The following is a 16,492-nucleotide window of genomic DNA, read 5'->3' as shown; positions in this document are numbered from 1 at the left end:
CTGGACCAGTACGACGATGCCGAACTGGTGCGCAAGAAAACCGCCGCCATGTTCGCTGGCTTCATCACCCGCATGGCCCCCGAAGACAACCTGATGGGTGAGTCGGCGGCGGACCCCAACGGCGTGGCCATGGCGGGCATGGAGCCCGGCACGCTGCAGATCCTGGAGCCAGGCGAAGACATCAAGTTCTCAGCCCCTGCTGATGTGGGATCGTCGTACGCCGAATTCATGCGCCAGCAATTCCGTGCTGTGGCCGCTGCCATGGGCATCACCTACGAGATGCTCACCGGCGATCTAACGCAAGTGAACTACTCCTCCATCCGGGCGGGCCTGCTGGAGTTTCGCCGCCGCTGTGAAGCCCTGCAGCACGGCGTGATCGTGCATCAGGTGTGTCGGCCGATCTGGCGTGCCTGGATGGATCAGGCGGTGTTGGAAGGTGTACTGGATCTTCCCGGCTACCGCAACGATCGACGCACCTACCAAGCCGCCAAGTGGATTCCGCAGGGCTGGAGCTGGGTGGATCCGCAAAAGGAATTCAACGCCATGAAGCTCGCTATCCGCGCGGGCCTCATGAGCCGGTCGGAAGCCATCTCTGGCAACGGCTACGACGCCGAAGACGTGGACCGCGAAATCGCGGCGGACAACGCCCGGGCCGATGCACTGGGTTTGGTCTTCGACTCCGATGCCCGGCATGACCAGGTGCCGACCGCCATGCCAACAGATGCCAACCAGGCGCAGACCTTTGATCCGATGGATGCGCCCCCCAACAACCAGGAACCCCAACTATGACTTACCTTGCCTCCCGCCTGTTTGGGACGCCCCTGCTGATTCACCGACCCAAGCTGGACGTGATCCTCTCCGTGGTCGGGCAGCGCATCGGTATGGCCGATGTCCCTGCCATGCCAGCCATCGACATGGCTGTCTACCAACGGCCTCCCGCAGCCGCAGCGCCCGACGGCATCGCGGTGATCCCCATCCACGGCTCCCTGGTCAAGCGCTCGCTCGGCATGGAAGCCGCCTCTGGCCTGACCTCCTACGGCGAGATCGCCACGATGCTGGACTCTGCCTTGGCCGATCCCCAAGTCAGCGGCATCCTGCTTGATATCGATTCTCCGGGTGGCGAAGCCTCGGGCAGTTTCGAGTTGGCCCGCCGTGTGCGCGAGGTGGCAGCCATGAAACCCGTCTGGGCGGTGGCCAACGATGCCGCTTATTCAGCGGCCTATGCGATTGCCGCCAGCGCCCAGCGACTGTTCGTGACCGAGACGGGAGGTGTCGGCTCGATCGGCGTCATCGCCCTGCATGTCGACCAGTCGGTGAAAGACGCCAAGGATGGCTATCGGTTCACCGCCATCACGGCAGGTGCTCACAAGAACGACTACTCACCGCACGAGCCGTTGTCCGATGCTGCCAAGACAGAGCTGCAAGGCGAAGTGGACCGGCTGTATTCCATCTTCACCGATCACGTGTCCGCCATGCGCGGCCTGGACGTTGATGCCGTGCGCGCCACTGAGGCTGGACTCTTCTTCGGCAGCAATGCTGTGGCCCAAGGACTTGCCGATGGCCTCCAGACGTTGGAGGCCACCCTCAGCGAATTTCACTCGTATCTCAACGCCCGTAACCATTCGCCGTCTCAGGTGCGGGGCGTCATCCGTGCTGAGGCGGCATTTCCCCATAAGGAGTTATCTATGTCTGAAATGCAAGACACCCCCGACAAAAATCGCTCTGAAACGATCGGCGTTGATGAGGCTGCGGCCCTGATTGCTGAAGCCCGTCGCGAAGTGACCCAGGCTGCCCAGGCCATTGCCGAGGTTTGCATGCTCGCTGGCTGTCCCGAGCGTGCGGCTGAATTCATCGCGGCTGGCAAGACCGAGGCCGATGTTCGGCGTGTGCTCATTGATGCCCGTGCCGCACGTTCCGAGGCCGATGACATCCGTTCGACCATCACCGTGGATGCCGGTACGCAAAACCTCGATCGGCCGGAAGCCTCGCCCATCGTGGCCGCCGTCAAAAAGCTGACGGCCCAGGCCTGACGCACCCGACCCAGAAAGAACTGACCCATGACCCCCATCACCGAACCCCACAACCTCGGCGACCTGTTGAAGTACGAAGCCCCCAACCGCTATTCGCGCGACGTCGCCACCATCGCCGCTGGCCAGAACCTGCCTTTGGGCACCGTGCTCGGCCGCAACGCCAGCGATGGCAAGCACTACGCCATCGACTCGGCCGCCACCGACGGCACCGAGTCGGCAGTCGGCGTGCTCGCCAACGCGATCGATGCCACCAATGCCGACCGCAGCGACGCCATCCTGATCGCCCGCCACGCCATCGTGGCCAAGACTGCGCTGGTCTGGCCGATCTCACTCACTGGTGCCCAGCGCACGGCTTACGAACAGCAGCTGGCCGAGCGCGGCGTGCTGGTGCGTGAATCCGCCTGACCTTCGCCACTTACAGCCCGTCCCCCCATCCCCGAACCCGCCTGGCCGTCTGGCTTGCGCGGGTTTCGTCATTTCTGGAGCCCCGAATGAACAACCCGTTTCTGAACCCCGGTTTCTCGATGGCCAGCCTGACTGCTGCCATCAACCTCATCCCCAACCGCTACGGCCGCCTGGAAGCCTTGAACCTGTTTCCGGCCAAGCCGGTGCGCACCCGCCAGATCATCGTCGAGGAGTATGCCGGCAAGCTCAATCTGTTGCCCACCAAGCCGCCTGGCTCGCCCGGCACCGTGGGTGAGCGCGGCAAACGCAAGCTGCGCTCCTTCGTCATTCCGCACATCCCGCACGACGATGTGGTCCTGCCCGAAGAAGTCCAGGGCATTCGTACCTTCGGCTCCGAGACCGAGATGGAGGCCATCTCCGGCGTGCTCGCTCGTCACCTGGAGACCATGCGCAACAAGCACGCCATCACGCTCGAGCATCTGCGTATGGGTGCATTGAAGGGTGAAATCCTGGATGCCGATGGCAGCGTCATCAGCAACCTGTTCACCGAATTCCAGATCACGCCGCAATCGGTCAACTTCGATCTGGCCAATGCCAACAGCGAGGTCAAGGGCCACTGCTACGACCTGCTGACCAAGATTGAAGACGCCCTGCAGGGTGAATTCATGACCGGTGTGCATGTGCTTTGCTCACCAGAATTCTTCCGGGCACTGACCACCCACAAGGAGGTCAAGACCGCCTACACCAACTGGCAGCAGGGTGCGGTTCTGATCAACGACGTGCGTTCGGGCTTCACCTACGCCGGGGTCACCTTCGAGGAATACCGGGGCCAAGCCGCCTACCTGCAGGCCAATGGGGATCTGGGTACCCGCCGCTTCATTACTGCGGGCGAAGCCCATGCCTTTCCGCTCGGCACGGTCGATACCTTCGGCACCTACTTCGCCCCGGCCGACTTCAACGAGACGGTCAACACGCTGGGCCAGTCGCTGTACGCCAAGCAGGCTCCTCGCCAGTTCGACCGTGGCACCGATCTGCACACCCAGAGCAATCCGCTGCCCATGTGCCACCGCCCGGGCGTGCTGATCAAGCTAACCGCCTGATCCGATGCCAGTTGCGTTTGAGCGCGCGGTCTCGCGCCTGTTTGGCCGGTTGGGGGTGCCCGGCACCTACCGGCTGGCCGATGGTCGCGTGATCGCCACGCGATTCATCGCCAAACAGGCCGATGTGGTCGAGTCCTTCGGCGACACCCGGCTGGTGGTGGCCACCCACCGCTTTGATGTGATGGCCCGCGACGTGGCTGATCCACGCGAGGGCGATCGTTTCACCGTTGCCGGCCAGACCTATCAGGTGGTGGGCGAGCCGATGGTTGATCGCGACCGGCTGATCTGGACGCTGACCGGAGCTCCGGTATGAGATTGCAAGCTGCCCTGTCTGGCGACTTGGACCAGATGCTGGCCGATGAGGTGCGCATTGCCGAGCAGGCAGTCACGAATTCCATCCGTGAGGCGACCGATGGGCTGAAGACCGAGCTGCGGAGCCAGATCACTGGCGCGGGCCTGGGGCAGCGCCTCGCCAACACCTGGCGCGGTGAGGTTTACCCCAAAGGCAAACTGAGCACCAAGGCCGCAGGCCTGGTCTACAGCCGGGCGCCCGTCATCGTCGGCGCCCATGATCAGGGGGCCACCATCCGTTCCAAGGATGGGTTCTGGCTGGCGATCCCGCTGCCGGCTGCCGGCAAAGGCCCACGCGGCAAACGCATGACCCCCGGTCTTTGGGAAAAGCTGCGCGGCCAGCGCCTGCGTTTCATCTACCGCCGGGGCAGACCCTCCCTTCTCGTCGCAGAAAACCAGCGCGCCCGCCAGGGCCAACGCGGTGGTTTCTCCGCCGCCTCACTACAGGCCCAGACCACTGGCCGAGGGCTGGTCACGGTCCCGATGTTCCTGCTGGTGCCCCAGGTGACCCTGAAGAAGAAATTCGACATCGACCGCAGTGCGCGTCGTTGGATCAGCACGCTGGCCAACCGCATCGCCAACCGTTTCGATGAAGCCAACCGCAAAGGGGCACCGTCATGAGCCAACGAGAAAACGCCATCGGCGCACTGTTCGCTGTGCTTGGTGAGTTGTCCCTCGGCACCACGGTTAAGCGTAATGCCGCCTTGCCCGAGCGCATCGCGGACCACGCCATGGCGATCCTGCGCGATGGCGAGATGGGCGAGCCAGAGGTATCGCTCTCGCCACTGACTTACCACTGGCAGCACCAGGTGGCCATCGAACTGTTTGTCGCAGACCCGGATGCCAGCACGCGCGACGCGCGCATGGACGGTCTGCTCACCGAGCTCGCCACCCTGATCGAAGCCGACCGGACGCTGGCCGCTGTCGTCGAGTACGCCGAGATCGGTCAGCCGAAGTTCGATGAACTGGCCCCTGAAGGCACGAGCGGCATCAAGGCCTGCCTGCTGCCCGTGGTCCTGCACTACAGCAGTGCCGGGCCATTGAACTGAACCCACTTCCCAAGGAGAAAAACCTATGGCCCGTGCCTACGGCGCGAACGCCAGCCTCTTGGCCGCGTTCGAATCCACCTATGGCAGCACCCCGGTAGATGGCTACTGGCAGCTGCCCTTTGTCTCCACCTCACTCGGCTCCGAACAGGGGCTGATTGCCAATGACCTGATCGGCCTCGGGCGCGACCCGAGTGCGCCGATCCGCGACGTGATCAAGGTCGAGGGCGACATGGTCGTGCCGCTGGACGTGCGCCACATCGGCCTGTGGCTCAAGGCCTTGCTGGGCGAGCCCACCTCGGTGGGCACGGGCGTGGTGACCCACACCTTTGCTTCAGGCAAACCGAGCCTGCCCAGCCTCACCCTGGAAACGGGTCTGCCGGACATCCCGGCCTGGTTCGTGGCTTCCGGCGTCATGGTCAACAGCCTGCAGGTGGGTTTTGCCCGCTCGGGAGCTGCGAATGCCACGGTGGGTCTGGTGGCTCAGGGCGAGGTGCGGCGCACCGCCACGCTGGATGACACCCCGGCCACTCGCGAATTGCAGCGCTTCAACCAGTTTCAAGGCCAAATCCTGCGCGAGGGACAGGCCCTGGGCAATGTGGTCTCGGCGCAGCTGACCTATGCCAACAACCTGGAACGTATCGAGACCATCCGCTCCGACGGCAAGATCGACGGTGCGGATCCGACGGTGGCCAGTCTCACCGGCAATCTGGAAGTGCGCTTTGCCGACACCACGCTGATCGATGCCGCCACGAACAACACCCCGCTCGAATTGACCTTTGGCTACGCGATCGATGCCGATCACCGGCTGACCTTCATCGCCCATGAGGTCTATCTACCCAAGCCCAAGCTCTCCATCTCGGGCCCCGGCGGCATCCAGGCCACCTTCGAATGGCAAGCCGCCAAGGCCACCAGCGTGGCGCGCATGTTCACCGTCGAGCTGGTGAACGACGTCTCTTCCTACTGATCACCTGACCGAGGTTTCTCATGATCAAACTCAATCTCCCGCGTGAACCGCACTGGATCACGCTGGCCGCCGGCGTGCGCCTGCAGGTGCGTCCCGCCACCACCGCCCTCGTCATGGCCGCACGCCATGCCGCCTCCAAAGTCGCCGGCACCGATACCGCTGCGGCCGGAGAGCGCACCGCGACGCTCATCACGGAACTCGCCAAGCTGGCTGTCTTGGCCTGGGAAGGTGTGGCCGACGACAAGGGCAAACCCGCTGCCGTCACCCCCGAGGGTGTGGCAGCGCTGATGGAGCACTGGCTCCTGGCCGATGCCTTCGAGCGCGAATACCTCGCCGGCCTCTATGCGCTGGACTCCGAAAAAAACGCCTGAAGGCCCGCACCGCGTGGCACTTCGGTGGCGGGCCGAGCTATTGCAGCGCCTGCCCTGAATCATGTCCCGAGTGCCCCTACACCATGAACGCGCCCGAGAGCCTGGAAGGCTGGCAAGCCGCCAGTGCGATTGACATCTGTGCCAGCCAATTGCGCATGGCGCAGGGCCGCGTGGTGGGGCTCGACCTCAATGCCTGGATGCTGGCTTGCGAGTGCACGGGGCTCGATCGCGCGACGGCAATCGATCTCTTTCCAGCAGTCGAGGCGGGCCTGATGAGCACATTGCAACAAGACACATAGACCCACGATTCACCCGATATCGGATTTCTTCTTCCCATGGCCGAACGCAACCTCTCCATCCGCTTGTCCGTGGTCGACGGCGGCAAGGTCAAAGCCGAACTGTCCGAGATTGGTGAGAGGGGGGAGCGCTCGCTCAAAAAAATCGAGGCGGCGGCCACACCAGCGTCTGGTGGCCTGAAACTGCTGTCGTCTGCCGCCAACGATGCCAAGTTCCAATTGCAGGCCGCCACCGATCGGCTTGGCGTGCTTGGCTCGGTCCTGGGCAAACTCGGCCCCGCCGGTTTGATGGCGGGCGCCAGCATCGCCGCCTTGGGCGTGGGCATCACCGCCTTGGTCCTACCGGTGGCTCGGGTCGGAGATGAGTTCTTCAAGCTCTCGCAAAAGACCGGTGTCTCGGTTGAAGCGCTCACGGCGCTCGACTACGCCGCCAAGCTCTCGGACGTCAGCACCGAAGGGTTGACCAAGGGGCTGCAGCGCCTGTCTATCGCGTTGTTTGACAGCCGCTTCGAGGGCGCCGAAGGCAGCAAGGCCTTGCAGGCGCTGGGTGTGGCAGCCACCGACGCCCATGGACAGATCCGGCCAACCGAGCAGGTCTTGCTGGATCTGGCCGAAAAATTCGCCGACATGCCCGACGGCGCAGACAAGGCGGCCTTGGCCATCAAGCTCTTTGGCCGCGAAGGGTTGAACCTGATCCCCTTCCTCAACCAGGGGCGAGAGGGCATCACCGCGCTGATGGAGGAAGCGCAGCGCCTGGGCCTGGTGATGTCCGAAGACGTGGCGCGTGCGTCGGAAGTCTTCAACGACAACCTCACGCGTCTCTCGGCCATCTTCGAGGGCGTGCAGCGCCAGATCGGCGCGGCCGTCATTCCGGTGCTGGCCGACTTCACCGAGCAGGTGATCCTGGCGCAGACCGAGACCGGCAGCTTCAGCAATGAGCTGCAGCGCATCACGTCCAACCGGGAGGCCACGCTGGCGTTTCTGAAGTCTGTCGCCTCGGGCCTGGCCTTCATCGCCGAGTCAGCGGTGCTCTTGAAGCGCGTGATCGCCCAGCCCTTTGACAGCCTATCGGTGGTGGGCAAGGACATCGAGACCTGGTTCAGGACCGAACTGCTGACCTTCTACAAGAACTATGGGTTCGATGCACAGGCCATCGATGCCGAAATCGCCAAACTGCAAACGGCACGTGACGACTATGTGCGTGCCGCCAATGACCGGCTCTTCAACATCAACCAGAACCCGGGCTATACCGACCGGGTTGCCAAGTTCTTTGACGAGCAGCGCCGCACGGTGCGCGTCATGGGCCAGCGGTTTGTGCTCGACACCGAAGCGCAGGCCCGGGAAGTCCAGGCCATCTACGACCGCTTCCTGCCGACCGTTCCCCGAGCGCCCCGGCCACCGGCTAATCTGGACTTCAGCGCCTTTGCCAGGCCGAACGCTTCCGCCAAGCCCGATGAGGGCGAAGCCTTCCTCAACCAGTTGCGCACCCGGCTCCTGCGCACCCAGGAAGGCGAAGCGGCGGAGCTGCGTGCGCGCGCCTTGCAGATCGAGGCCAAGGGCTACCAAGGAGTGTCGGCGCAAGCCGAGCAGTACATCCAGGTGCTCGAAGCCATCGAGCGGCAGAAAGCCGCCAACCAGGCCTTCGACGCCTACGAAAAAGAAGAAGCGGCCGCCCGCAAGATCACCGAAGGGCTGATCGGCGGCAACCGTCAGCGCATCGAGGCCTTGCAGCTGCAGCGCGAGATGCTGGAACTGTCGGCGAGCGAACGTGCCGTCCTGCAAGCCCGCAACGAACTCGAAAAATCCGCTACCGCCGCGCGCAACGAAGCCAGCCAGATCCAGGACGCCGATCTGCGTGCCCAGACCATCGAGGCCATCAACGACGCTCTGGCGCGTCAGCTGCCTATCGTGGAGAACCTCATTCGGGCCAACGCCGAGTACCAGCGCAGCACCGAGTTCGGGGCCAAGGCGGCCTTGCGCACCTATATCGAAGATGCCACCAACGCCGCCAAGCAGGCCGAACGCGCCGTGACGGGCGCTTTCAAATCCATGGAGGACGCGCTCACCCAGTTCGTGATGACCGGCAAGCTGGACTTCAACAGCCTGGCCAACTCCATCATCAGCGACCTGATCCGCATCCAGATCCAGCGCGCCATCACCTTGCCGTTGGCGAACTTTGCGATGAGCCTGTTTGCGCCGGCGGCCAGTGCCGCGCTGCCTTTGGGCTCCGGTGACCTGATGGGCGTGAACGCCAATATCGCGCACAGCGGGGGCCTGCTCGGTAGCGATGGCCTGCCATTGCGTCAGGTCAGTGCCACCCTGTTTGCCGGTGCGCGCCGCTTCCACACCGGCGGCCTGGTGTCGGGCGAAGTACCGATCATCGCCCGACAGGGGGAGGCGGTGTTCACGCCGGGGCAATTGCGTGCCTTGGGTGGCGCCGTCGCCACCAAACCTCAAGTCCATGTGGAAGTGAACGTGATTAACCGTGCCAGTGGGGTGGAGACCCGCGTCGAGCAGCAACAGCAGCCCGATGGCAGCACGCGGCTCGATGTCATCGTCGAGCAAATGGAAGCGCGCATGGCCCGGTCGATCTCGCAGGGTTCCGGCTTGGCGCCGACCCTGGAGCGCCGCTACGGGCTGAACCCGGCTGCAGGAGCCATGCGATGAGGAGGTGTGGATGAACATCACCTGGCCCACAACGCTGCCGCTGCCCTCGGTCGAGGGCTATGGCCTCACGCCGCAAGAGGCGGTGCTGCGCACCGACATGGAGTCGGGCCCGGCGCGCCAGCGTCGCCGCTTTCGGCAAACGCCCACGCGCATCACCGTGCGCTGGCTGTTCAGCGAGTTTGAGTTTGCCCTGTTCGAGGCTTGGTACAAGTACCACGCCGACGAGGGCGGGCAGTGGTTCGAAATCACCTTGCTTGGCGGCCTCGGGCTCTTGCCCCACGAAGCCCGTTTCACCCGTCAGTTCGAAGCCCAGCTGCGCTCGGCCCGGCGCTGGGACGTCAAGGGCGAGCTGGAAATCCGCGAGCGCCCCACGCTCGATGAAGGCGCGCTCAACCTGATGCTGGAGCTCTCCGCCGACGACCTCTTTGCCATGGGCCGCGAGCTGCACCAACTGGTGCACGGCACCTTGCCGGTTCGGTGGCCGGCCTAGCAATTCCTGATTCATCCATTCATCGCATACACGGAACAACTTCTATGAGTCTGCAAACCGATCTGCATCAAGCGGTCGCGCAGGTCACGGCCGACAGTGCCTTGTTGCACACCATCGTGCACGGCACCGCCGCGCAGACCGTGACCACCGAGGGTGGCGCGGTCGCCACGGTGGCCAAGCTGCTGGCGGACGCCGATGCCCGCATCAACCTGGCCGCCGACGGCCTGCTGGCCCAGAGCCAGGCCGCCGCGCAAGACGCGCTCACCTCGGCCGAACTCGCCGCCACCGAAGCCGACCGTGCCCAAGCCTCGGCCGACCAAGGCGTGGCGGAAACCACCGCCGTGCTCGATCAGGTCCAGTCCAGCGGCAACCAGATCCTGGTGGATGCTGAAGCCGTGCTGCAGCAGGTCATCGCCCGGCTGCTCGCAGTGGGCCTGCCGGATGTGCTCGCCGGTGCACAGGGCATGCTGTTGCGGGTCAAGGCCGACGCCACGGGTTACGAGCTCGTGCCCACCGTGGCCTCGCCCCGCTTCTATGGCTTTGCCTTGTCGGGCGATGGCAGTGAACTGCTACTGACCGAAGGACGCGGTCAGATCTTCGAGGCTGAGGCGTTCGATGTCTGGACCGTGGCCGAAGGCGTGCACTTTGCCGTTGAGCACAACGCTCTGGTCATGAATTTGGGTACGGCGCTGGAGGCGGCGGCATGACGCTCGACCTCTCGGCGCTGGGCTACCGCTGGCGCGGCCTCTACTCGCCCTACCTGGGCTATCGGGATGGGGATGTGGTCTTCAAGGAAGGTGGCGCCTGGGTGATGCGCCACGGCCAGCCGCAACCCTTTGCGCTGGGCCAGCAGGATGCAACGCTCAAAGGCCACTTGCTCACCGGTGGGGTGTCGGTGGGTGGCATCGGCAGCATGGTGCTGCACGCGAATGGCGCCAATGGGGTGGATGGTGTGGAATTCCGCTTCATGGCCGATCGTAACGGCACGGTGGCCACGGCGCTGATGAACACCGACCGCGCGGCGGCCGACTACCACAGTTCCAATTTCTTCATGGCCGCGCTCATGAACGACGGCTCGGTGCGTGCCTGGGGCCGGGCGCTCACCGGCCAGCAGGGCACCGGCAACACCGGTGACATCAGCCGTACCTTCCCCGCGCGGGTGGCATTTCCACCGGGTACGCCTCGCATCGCGTCCATCACCTGCATGTGGGACGAGACTTTCTTCATCGATGCCAGTGGCGGCTTGTGGCACGCCGGGGCCAACAGCGACGGGGGCTCGCCCACGGCCACCGCCAATCCGGTGCCTCGACGCGTCAATGGGGTGGGCCAGTTGCCGGCCGCTGCCGTGGTCAAGCGGGTCTTCACCGGGCACGACTGGTACGGCTATCGCATGTTCGCTTGCCTGGATGACGCCGGACGCGTCTATGTCTGGGGCAACAACCGCTATGGCAGCCTGGGACTCGGGCACAGCACCACCGTCTCCACGCCCACGCTCGTGCCCTTCACGCTCGACACCCCGATCCGCGAGGTCTTTCTGTCGGGCGGCTTTCATGCTGCGAGCTACCTGGTGGACACCCAGGGTAAGTTGTGGGTGGCCGGCGAGGCGAACGCCTGTGGCTTTGGCAGCGACCAATCCGTCCACCGCCTCCTCATGCCCTGGGGCAACGACAAGCGCGTCAAAAAAGTCTTCTGCTCCGAGTCCGACGGGCATTGGGTCGCGGGCGCCCAGTACTACCGCGCCTACGGCGTGGTGCTCGAAGACGGATCGCTCTACCGCTGGGGGCATGACAGCGGTCAGGTCGGCGGCAGCTGGGGCACGGGTTTCACCGGCGATATCTGGACCGGACACGCACTGTTTCCATACAAGGTGCTCGACGGCGTGACCGATGCCTACGCCATCTCCGGCGGTTATGGCAGGACGCTGGCGCTCATGCAAGACGGTACGGTGCGCCACACCGGGTACAACGGCTACAGCATTGGCGGCGGCAGTGACCGCACCACCTGGGCCACCATCGGTGGCGACTTCTTGACCCAAGTCACCAAGCTGCGGGTGTACGGCAGCAGCTACGGGTCGTCGGCCATGGCACTCCGATCCGACGGCAAGGCGGTGGGCTGGGGCATGGGGGCAACGGGGCAGTGCGGCCATGGGTATGCCGACACGTCCAACGCCCCCTCGCGCTTCGTGCTCATCGACCGGCCCATCGTCGACTTCTCTCGCTCCGGGACGATGGGCTGCGGCGAGGGTGGCGAGTACCACAACGGCGCCTACCACTTCCTCACGGTCGATGGTCAGGTGATGAGCACTGGCAACGGCAGCTATGCGCAAACGGGCGATGACGACCACGACCACCGCTACGCGCCGTCGCCCATCCTGTTCTGAATCCCACCGATTTCAATCTCCACTCTTCAAGGACTGTTCATGGGAACCGTTTCTCTGGGCAAGATTGCCTTTACCTGGCGCGGCGCGTATGACGCCAGCGCCACCTACGCCCGCCAGGACGTGGTCGGCCACCACGGCGACAGCTTTGTGTGTCTCGCGGACGCCACCACGGGCGTGGCGCCGCACGCCAATTCCCCAGCTTGGGATCTGTTTGCGCAAGGCACGCAAGGGGTCTCGAACCTGCCGGGGGAAGTAATCTACTTCGATGGCAACCAGCTGGTCGCCTTACCCGTGGGCCAATCCGGTCAGGTGCTCACCATCGGCGCGCAGGGTGTGCCGGTCTGGGCAACGCCTGATGTGCGCTCAGGCACCAAGGCGCTGAAACTGCCAGAAAACGCCACCAACACGCAACCCAACAGTTACCGCCAGTTCGGTCTGATCATGACCGATGGCAGCATCCGGGCCTGGGGGCGCAACGCCAACTTCAAGCTGGGGGACGGCACCACCTTCGCGCGCTCCTACCCGGCACGCACGGCGTTCCCACCGGGTTTCCCAGGGGCAGACAAGCTCTATTACAGCCACGACACCAATGGCTACTGCATCGACAAGAACGGTCAGCTTTGGGGTTGGGGGTTCAATGGCTATGGCCAGCTCGGTACCGGCAACACGGCCAACCAGCCGGTGCCATACAACATGAGCGCCAATGCCAGCAACTCGATCGCTGGCAAAACCGTGGTGCAGGTCGCACAAAACTGTGGCGTCGAGGGGTTCAACAGCACCCTGGTGCTGTGCAGCGATGGCACCGTGCACGCCTGCGGCTACAACGCCCATGGCCAGCTGGGCTTGGGTGATGTGACCCAGCGCAACAACTTTGTGCAGTTGCCGGTGCTCTCAGGCATCACCCAGATCGCTGCGGGGCGTGAGCGCTATACGGCTTACTACGCCGTCAAGAACGACGGCACCCTGTACTCGTGGGGTTACAACGCCAACGGCCAGCTGGGCGACGGCACCACCAATCAGGCCAACGTTGCCATGCCGCGTGCGGGCGGCAGCCTAGCCGGCAAAACCATGGTCAAGGTGTTCGGGGCTTACGTGCACGCCTTTGCCTTGGACAGCACCGGTGCCCTGCACGCCTGGGGCACCAACGACTTTGGGCAGCTGGGCAATGGCAATCTCGCCAACCAGTTCACCCCGGTGCAGGTGGCGACCAACGTGGTCGATGTCTATGCGGGCAGCCACGATCAACCGCTCACCTACCTCAAGAAAACCGACAAGACTTTGTGGGCCTGTGGCGCGGGCGCCTATTGGGGCAACGCCAACGGCAGCAACAGCGGCAACTTTGTGCAAGTGCCGGTGGGCAATACCGTGGTCAAAGCTGTGCATGGCGGCACCGGGTCCTACAACTACGGTGCGGCCTTACTGGAAAACGGCACGGTCTACGTCTGGGGCTACAACGGCAACGGAGCACTGGGACTGGGCGACGCCACCAACCGCAGCAGTGTGGAACTGGTGCGCATTGCGCAGCGCCGCGTGGTTGATCTCTCGTCCTATGGATCCAGCTCCGAGCAAGGCCTGGTGTTTCTGCTCGACGATGGTCAGGTGCTGGCCAGCGGCTATGCCGGAGAAGCGCAGTTACCCGAGGACGACAGCGAAACCAGCTACGTGCCTTACCCCGTCATCCTGTGATCGGTGATCTCTGATGCCCAACGCTGCTTTATCTGAAGCCATCAAAGAAGCCTACGCGAGCGCCCCGTCGCAGCAGATCATCCTGCATACCCTGGAGTTGCGCCACCCTGCCTTTGTCGATGAGGCTGGTCAGCCGGTCGCCATCCGCGTGGTGCGCGACACGGGCGATCTCTGGGCCAGGCTGGAATCGCAGGCCCCGCTGCAAGCCGGCGAGCGCGTGCAATTCGTAGCCATGGGCTTTGAGCTGGACTTGCCGCCCGTGGACACCATGCCGGTGCCAGAAATCACCGTCACCCTGGACAACGTCTCGCGCGAGATTGTGCGCCACCTGGATGCAGCGGCCGAGTCGCAGTCGGTGATCGAAGTGACCTACCGGCCCTACCTCTCGACCGACCTGGAAGGGCCGCAGATGGACCCGCCCATCCACCTGGTACTCACGGAAGTGGAGGCCGACATCTTTCGAGTAACCGGTCGGGCGCGCATGCTGGACGTCGGCAACAAGGCCTTTCCTGGCATCAGCTACACCGCCAAGACCTTCCCGGGCTTGACCCGATGAGCCCGACACCCCATTGGGCGGCCGAGTACATCGGTCGGCCCTGGCATGCCGGTGCGCGTGGGCCGCAGGCGTTTGACTGCTGGGGTTTGTTTCTGGCCATCCAGCGTGACCATTTTGGTCGAGACTTGCCTGAAATCCCGGTCGATGCCAACGACCTGCGCACGGTTTTGACCACATTTCGCGACCATCCCGAGCGGCAGCGCTGGGCCGTCGTGTCGCAACCTGCCGAGGGCGATGCTGTGCTGCTGCGCCAATCGCGCCATCCGGTGCATGTGGGCGTGTGGCTGGCGGTCGATGGCGGTGGCGTGCTGCACGCAGTCAAGGACGCGGGCGTTGTGTTCCAGAAATTGCCCGAACTCCTGCTGCATGGCTGGCGGGTGGAGGGCTATTACCGATTCGTGGAGAGCACGTGATTCACGCCGAGCAAAGTGCTGTCGTACTTTTACGCAACCCCTTCCAGCCCACCCAGCGCGAAGTGATGGTGGCCCACCCCGGCCAGACCATCCGCCAGTGGCTGGGCAACCAGGGTATTGCCGAATTCGACCAGCCCACCGTCTGCATCAAGAACGGCACGCCGGTGCTGCGTGCCGATTGGGCAGTCACGCCCATCGATGGTGTGGTGCTCTTCATCACCCTGCCGCAGGGCGGGGGAGGTGGTGGGGGCGGTGGCAAGAACCCGCTGCGCACGGTCCTGATGATCGCGGTGATGGTGGTCGCCACGGTCTATGGTGGTCCCTTGGGCGCGAGCCTGGGATTCAGCGGCAACCTGGCCACAGCCGTTGGTTCGGCCATCATCATGACGGCGGGCTCTGCTCTGGTCAGCGCTCTGGTGCCGCTGCCCACGCCCAACATGCCGTCCTTTGCCGGCTCGGGCGGGAGCCTGGCGCAACCATCGCCCACCTACAGCCTGCAAGGCCAGGGCAACTATGCGCGGTTGGCCCAGCCCATCCCAGTCGTCTACGGCCGCCATCTGGTCTATCCGGACTTGGCTGCCACACCCTATGGCGAATACCAGGGCAATGAACAGTTCCTGCATCAACTGCACTGCATCGGCTTGGGCGAATACGACATCGAGCAGATTCGCATCGAGGACACGCCAATGTCCTCGTTCCAGGAAGTGACCTACCAGATCGTGCCACCCGGCAGTCCGGTCACGCTCTTCAACCCGGATGTGGTGACCGCGCCAGAGGTCGCCGGGCAGGAATTGTTGGCTGGCACCTGGACCGGGGGCTTTGCGATCAATCCGGCCGACAGTGAAGTCACCCATATCGGTATCGACATCCTGCTGCCGCGTGGTTTGTATTACGCCAATGACGCCGGGGGCCTGGACAGCCGCAGTGCCAGCTGGAAGGTCGAAGCCCGGGCCATCGATGCCGAGGGCGATCCACTGAACGACTGGTTCACGCTGGGCAATGAGAGCCTGACGGCAGCCACCACCACGCCACAGCGGCGCACCTACCGTTATCCCGTTGCTGCAGGGCGATACGAAGTGCGTGCCACGCGGCTCGATGGCAAAGACACCAACTCACGCGCCGGGCACGAAGTGCGCTGGGGTGAGGCCCGGGGCTATCTCGCCGGCGGCGAGACCTTCCCAGACAACGTCACATTACTCGCCATCCGCATGCGCGCCACCGACAACCTGTCGCAGCGCTCCAGTCGACTCATCAACTGCATCGTCACCCGGAAACTCCCTGTCTGGTCTGCAGAATCTGGTTGGTCCTCAACCCTGGCCACGCGATCCATCGCCTGGGCCTTTGCCGACATCCTGCGTGCCAGCTACGGCGCCAAGTTACTGGATGCCCGGATCGATCTCGCCGCCTTGGCCCAACTCGATCAGGTCTGGGCCGGTCGGGGTGACCAGTTCGATGGTGTGTTTGACCAGCAAGTCACGGTCTGGGAGGCGCTGACCCGGGTCGCCCGCTGCGGCCGGGCGGTGCCTTTCCTGCAAGGCGGCATCGTGCGCCTGGTGCGCGATGAGGCCAGAAGCTTGCCGGTGGCGCTCTTCAGTCCACGCAACATCGTCAAGAACAGCCTCAAGATCCAGTACGTGATGCCAGGCGAAGAGACGGCGGACGCGGTGACGGTGGAGTTCTTCAGCAGTCGCACCTGGAAGCCCGATGAAGTGACGGTGAGCCTGCCGGGCTCCA

18 protein-coding genes are annotated in these 16,492 nt (G+C 64.2%); all 18 read left to right on the top strand.

Annotated features, from left to right (window positions below; all coding sequences use genetic code 11):
• Window positions 1-789, top strand: a 789-nt coding sequence (locus C1I89_RS32550; protein ID WP_102776305.1) for a phage portal protein, incomplete at its 5' end; no start/stop codon positions are given.
• Window positions 786-2,030, top strand: coding sequence for a S49 family peptidase (locus tag C1I89_RS32545; protein WP_102776304.1), 1,245 nt, complete (start codon window positions 786-788; stop codon window positions 2,028-2,030). The genes C1I89_RS32550 and C1I89_RS32545, both read left to right, overlap by 4 nt.
• A 27-nt stretch (window positions 2,031-2,057) precedes the next feature.
• Complete coding sequence (locus C1I89_RS32540) at window positions 2,058-2,435, top strand: head decoration protein (RefSeq protein ID WP_102776303.1); 378 nt, start codon at window positions 2,058-2,060, stop codon at window positions 2,433-2,435.
• 86 nt (window positions 2,436-2,521) lie between these two features.
• Window positions 2,522-3,535 (top strand): major capsid protein, encoded by a 1,014-nt coding sequence (locus C1I89_RS32535; RefSeq protein WP_102776302.1) that lies wholly within the window; start codon window positions 2,522-2,524, stop codon window positions 3,533-3,535.
• A gap of 4 nt (window positions 3,536-3,539) precedes the next feature.
• On the top strand, window positions 3,540-3,848 hold the full coding sequence (locus C1I89_RS32530; RefSeq protein ID WP_146196972.1) for a head-tail joining protein: 309 nt from the start codon (window positions 3,540-3,542) through the stop codon (window positions 3,846-3,848).
• A complete protein-coding gene (locus C1I89_RS32525; protein WP_102776300.1) occupies window positions 3,845-4,507 on the top strand; it encodes a DUF6441 family protein in 663 nt (220 codons plus the stop codon). Before C1I89_RS32530 ends, C1I89_RS32525 begins: the two co-directional genes overlap by 4 nt.
• Window positions 4,504-4,935 carry an acyl-CoA transferase gene (locus C1I89_RS32520; protein WP_102776299.1) on the top strand — a complete coding sequence of 144 codons (432 nt, stop codon included), beginning with the start codon at window positions 4,504-4,506 and terminating at the stop codon, window positions 4,933-4,935. Before C1I89_RS32525 ends, C1I89_RS32520 begins: the two co-directional genes overlap by 4 nt.
• A 25-nt stretch (window positions 4,936-4,960) precedes the next feature.
• Entirely contained in the window at window positions 4,961-5,899 is a 939-nt protein-coding gene (locus C1I89_RS32515) for a phage tail tube protein (protein ID WP_102776298.1), read from the top strand.
• Window positions 5,900-5,919: 20 nt separating this feature from the next.
• The gene (locus tag C1I89_RS32510; protein ID WP_102776297.1) at window positions 5,920-6,270 is read left to right on the top strand and encodes a hypothetical protein; all 351 of its coding nucleotides are present in this window, start codon (window positions 5,920-5,922) and stop codon (window positions 6,268-6,270) included.
• An 83-nt stretch (window positions 6,271-6,353) separates the two neighbouring features.
• Window positions 6,354-6,569 carry a hypothetical protein gene (locus tag C1I89_RS32505; protein ID WP_011886378.1) on the top strand — a complete coding sequence of 72 codons (216 nt, stop codon included), beginning with the start codon at window positions 6,354-6,356 and terminating at the stop codon, window positions 6,567-6,569.
• Window positions 6,570-6,605: 36 nt separating this feature from the next.
• Window positions 6,606-9,233, top strand: a complete 2,628-nt coding sequence (locus C1I89_RS32500; RefSeq protein WP_102776296.1) for a phage tail tape measure C-terminal domain-containing protein — start codon at window positions 6,606-6,608, stop codon at window positions 9,231-9,233.
• A 10-nt stretch (window positions 9,234-9,243) separates the two neighbouring features.
• Entirely contained in the window at window positions 9,244-9,723 is a 480-nt protein-coding gene (locus tag C1I89_RS32495) for a hypothetical protein (RefSeq protein WP_102776295.1), read from the top strand.
• 44 nt (window positions 9,724-9,767) lie between these two features.
• Window positions 9,768-10,430, top strand: a complete 663-nt coding sequence (locus C1I89_RS32490) for a hypothetical protein (protein ID WP_102776294.1) — start codon at window positions 9,768-9,770, stop codon at window positions 10,428-10,430.
• Entirely contained in the window at window positions 10,427-12,103 is a 1,677-nt protein-coding gene (locus tag C1I89_RS32485) for an RCC1 domain-containing protein (protein WP_102776293.1), read from the top strand. Before C1I89_RS32490 ends, C1I89_RS32485 begins: the two co-directional genes overlap by 4 nt.
• 39 nt (window positions 12,104-12,142) lie before the next feature.
• Entirely contained in the window at window positions 12,143-13,789 is a 1,647-nt protein-coding gene (locus C1I89_RS32480) for an RCC1 domain-containing protein (protein WP_102776292.1), read from the top strand.
• A 13-nt stretch (window positions 13,790-13,802) separates the two neighbouring features.
• The gene (locus C1I89_RS32475; protein WP_102776291.1) at window positions 13,803-14,345 is read left to right on the top strand and encodes a DUF1833 family protein; all 543 of its coding nucleotides are present in this window, start codon (window positions 13,803-13,805) and stop codon (window positions 14,343-14,345) included.
• Window positions 14,342-14,758, top strand: a complete 417-nt coding sequence (locus C1I89_RS32470; protein WP_102776290.1) for an NlpC/P60 family protein — start codon at window positions 14,342-14,344, stop codon at window positions 14,756-14,758. The genes C1I89_RS32475 and C1I89_RS32470 overlap by 4 nt, the downstream gene beginning before the upstream one ends.
• Window positions 14,755-16,492 (top strand): host specificity factor TipJ family phage tail protein (locus tag C1I89_RS32465; protein ID WP_102776289.1); only part of this gene is annotated, 1,738 nt, incomplete at its 3' end. The genes C1I89_RS32470 and C1I89_RS32465, both read left to right, overlap by 4 nt.

This window comes from Achromobacter pulmonis (genome assembly GCF_002885955.2).
In the GTDB taxonomy this organism is placed as follows: Bacteria; Pseudomonadota; Gammaproteobacteria; order Burkholderiales; family Burkholderiaceae_B; genus Achromobacter; species Achromobacter pulmonis_A.
This window is presented reverse-complemented; position numbering and strand designations above follow the sequence as displayed.

Bases quoted from the DNA above. Each gene is read 5' to 3' on its own strand.
- C1I89_RS32545 (WP_102776304.1), top strand. From the start codon at position 786: ATGACTTACCTTGCCTCCCGCCTGTTTGGGACGCCCCTGCTGATTCAC.
- C1I89_RS32540 (WP_102776303.1), top strand. From the start codon at position 2,058: ATGACCCCCATCACCGAACCCCACAACCTCGGCGACCTGTTGAAGTAC.
- C1I89_RS32535 (WP_102776302.1), top strand. From the start codon at position 2,522: ATGAACAACCCGTTTCTGAACCCCGGTTTCTCGATGGCCAGCCTGACT.
- C1I89_RS32530 (WP_146196972.1), top strand. From the start codon at position 3,540: ATGCCAGTTGCGTTTGAGCGCGCGGTCTCGCGCCTGTTTGGCCGGTTG.
- C1I89_RS32525 (WP_102776300.1), top strand. From the start codon at position 3,845: ATGAGATTGCAAGCTGCCCTGTCTGGCGACTTGGACCAGATGCTGGCC.
- C1I89_RS32520 (WP_102776299.1), top strand. From the start codon at position 4,504: ATGAGCCAACGAGAAAACGCCATCGGCGCACTGTTCGCTGTGCTTGGT.
- C1I89_RS32515 (WP_102776298.1), top strand. From the start codon at position 4,961: ATGGCCCGTGCCTACGGCGCGAACGCCAGCCTCTTGGCCGCGTTCGAA.
- C1I89_RS32510 (WP_102776297.1), top strand. From the start codon at position 5,920: ATGATCAAACTCAATCTCCCGCGTGAACCGCACTGGATCACGCTGGCC.
- C1I89_RS32505 (WP_011886378.1), top strand. From the start codon at position 6,354: ATGAACGCGCCCGAGAGCCTGGAAGGCTGGCAAGCCGCCAGTGCGATT.
- C1I89_RS32500 (WP_102776296.1), top strand. From the start codon at position 6,606: ATGGCCGAACGCAACCTCTCCATCCGCTTGTCCGTGGTCGACGGCGGC.
- C1I89_RS32495 (WP_102776295.1), top strand. From the start codon at position 9,244: ATGAACATCACCTGGCCCACAACGCTGCCGCTGCCCTCGGTCGAGGGC.
- C1I89_RS32490 (WP_102776294.1), top strand. From the start codon at position 9,768: ATGAGTCTGCAAACCGATCTGCATCAAGCGGTCGCGCAGGTCACGGCC.
- C1I89_RS32485 (WP_102776293.1), top strand. From the start codon at position 10,427: ATGACGCTCGACCTCTCGGCGCTGGGCTACCGCTGGCGCGGCCTCTAC.
- C1I89_RS32480 (WP_102776292.1), top strand. From the start codon at position 12,143: ATGGGAACCGTTTCTCTGGGCAAGATTGCCTTTACCTGGCGCGGCGCG.
- C1I89_RS32475 (WP_102776291.1), top strand. From the start codon at position 13,803: ATGCCCAACGCTGCTTTATCTGAAGCCATCAAAGAAGCCTACGCGAGC.
- C1I89_RS32470 (WP_102776290.1), top strand. From the start codon at position 14,342: ATGAGCCCGACACCCCATTGGGCGGCCGAGTACATCGGTCGGCCCTGG.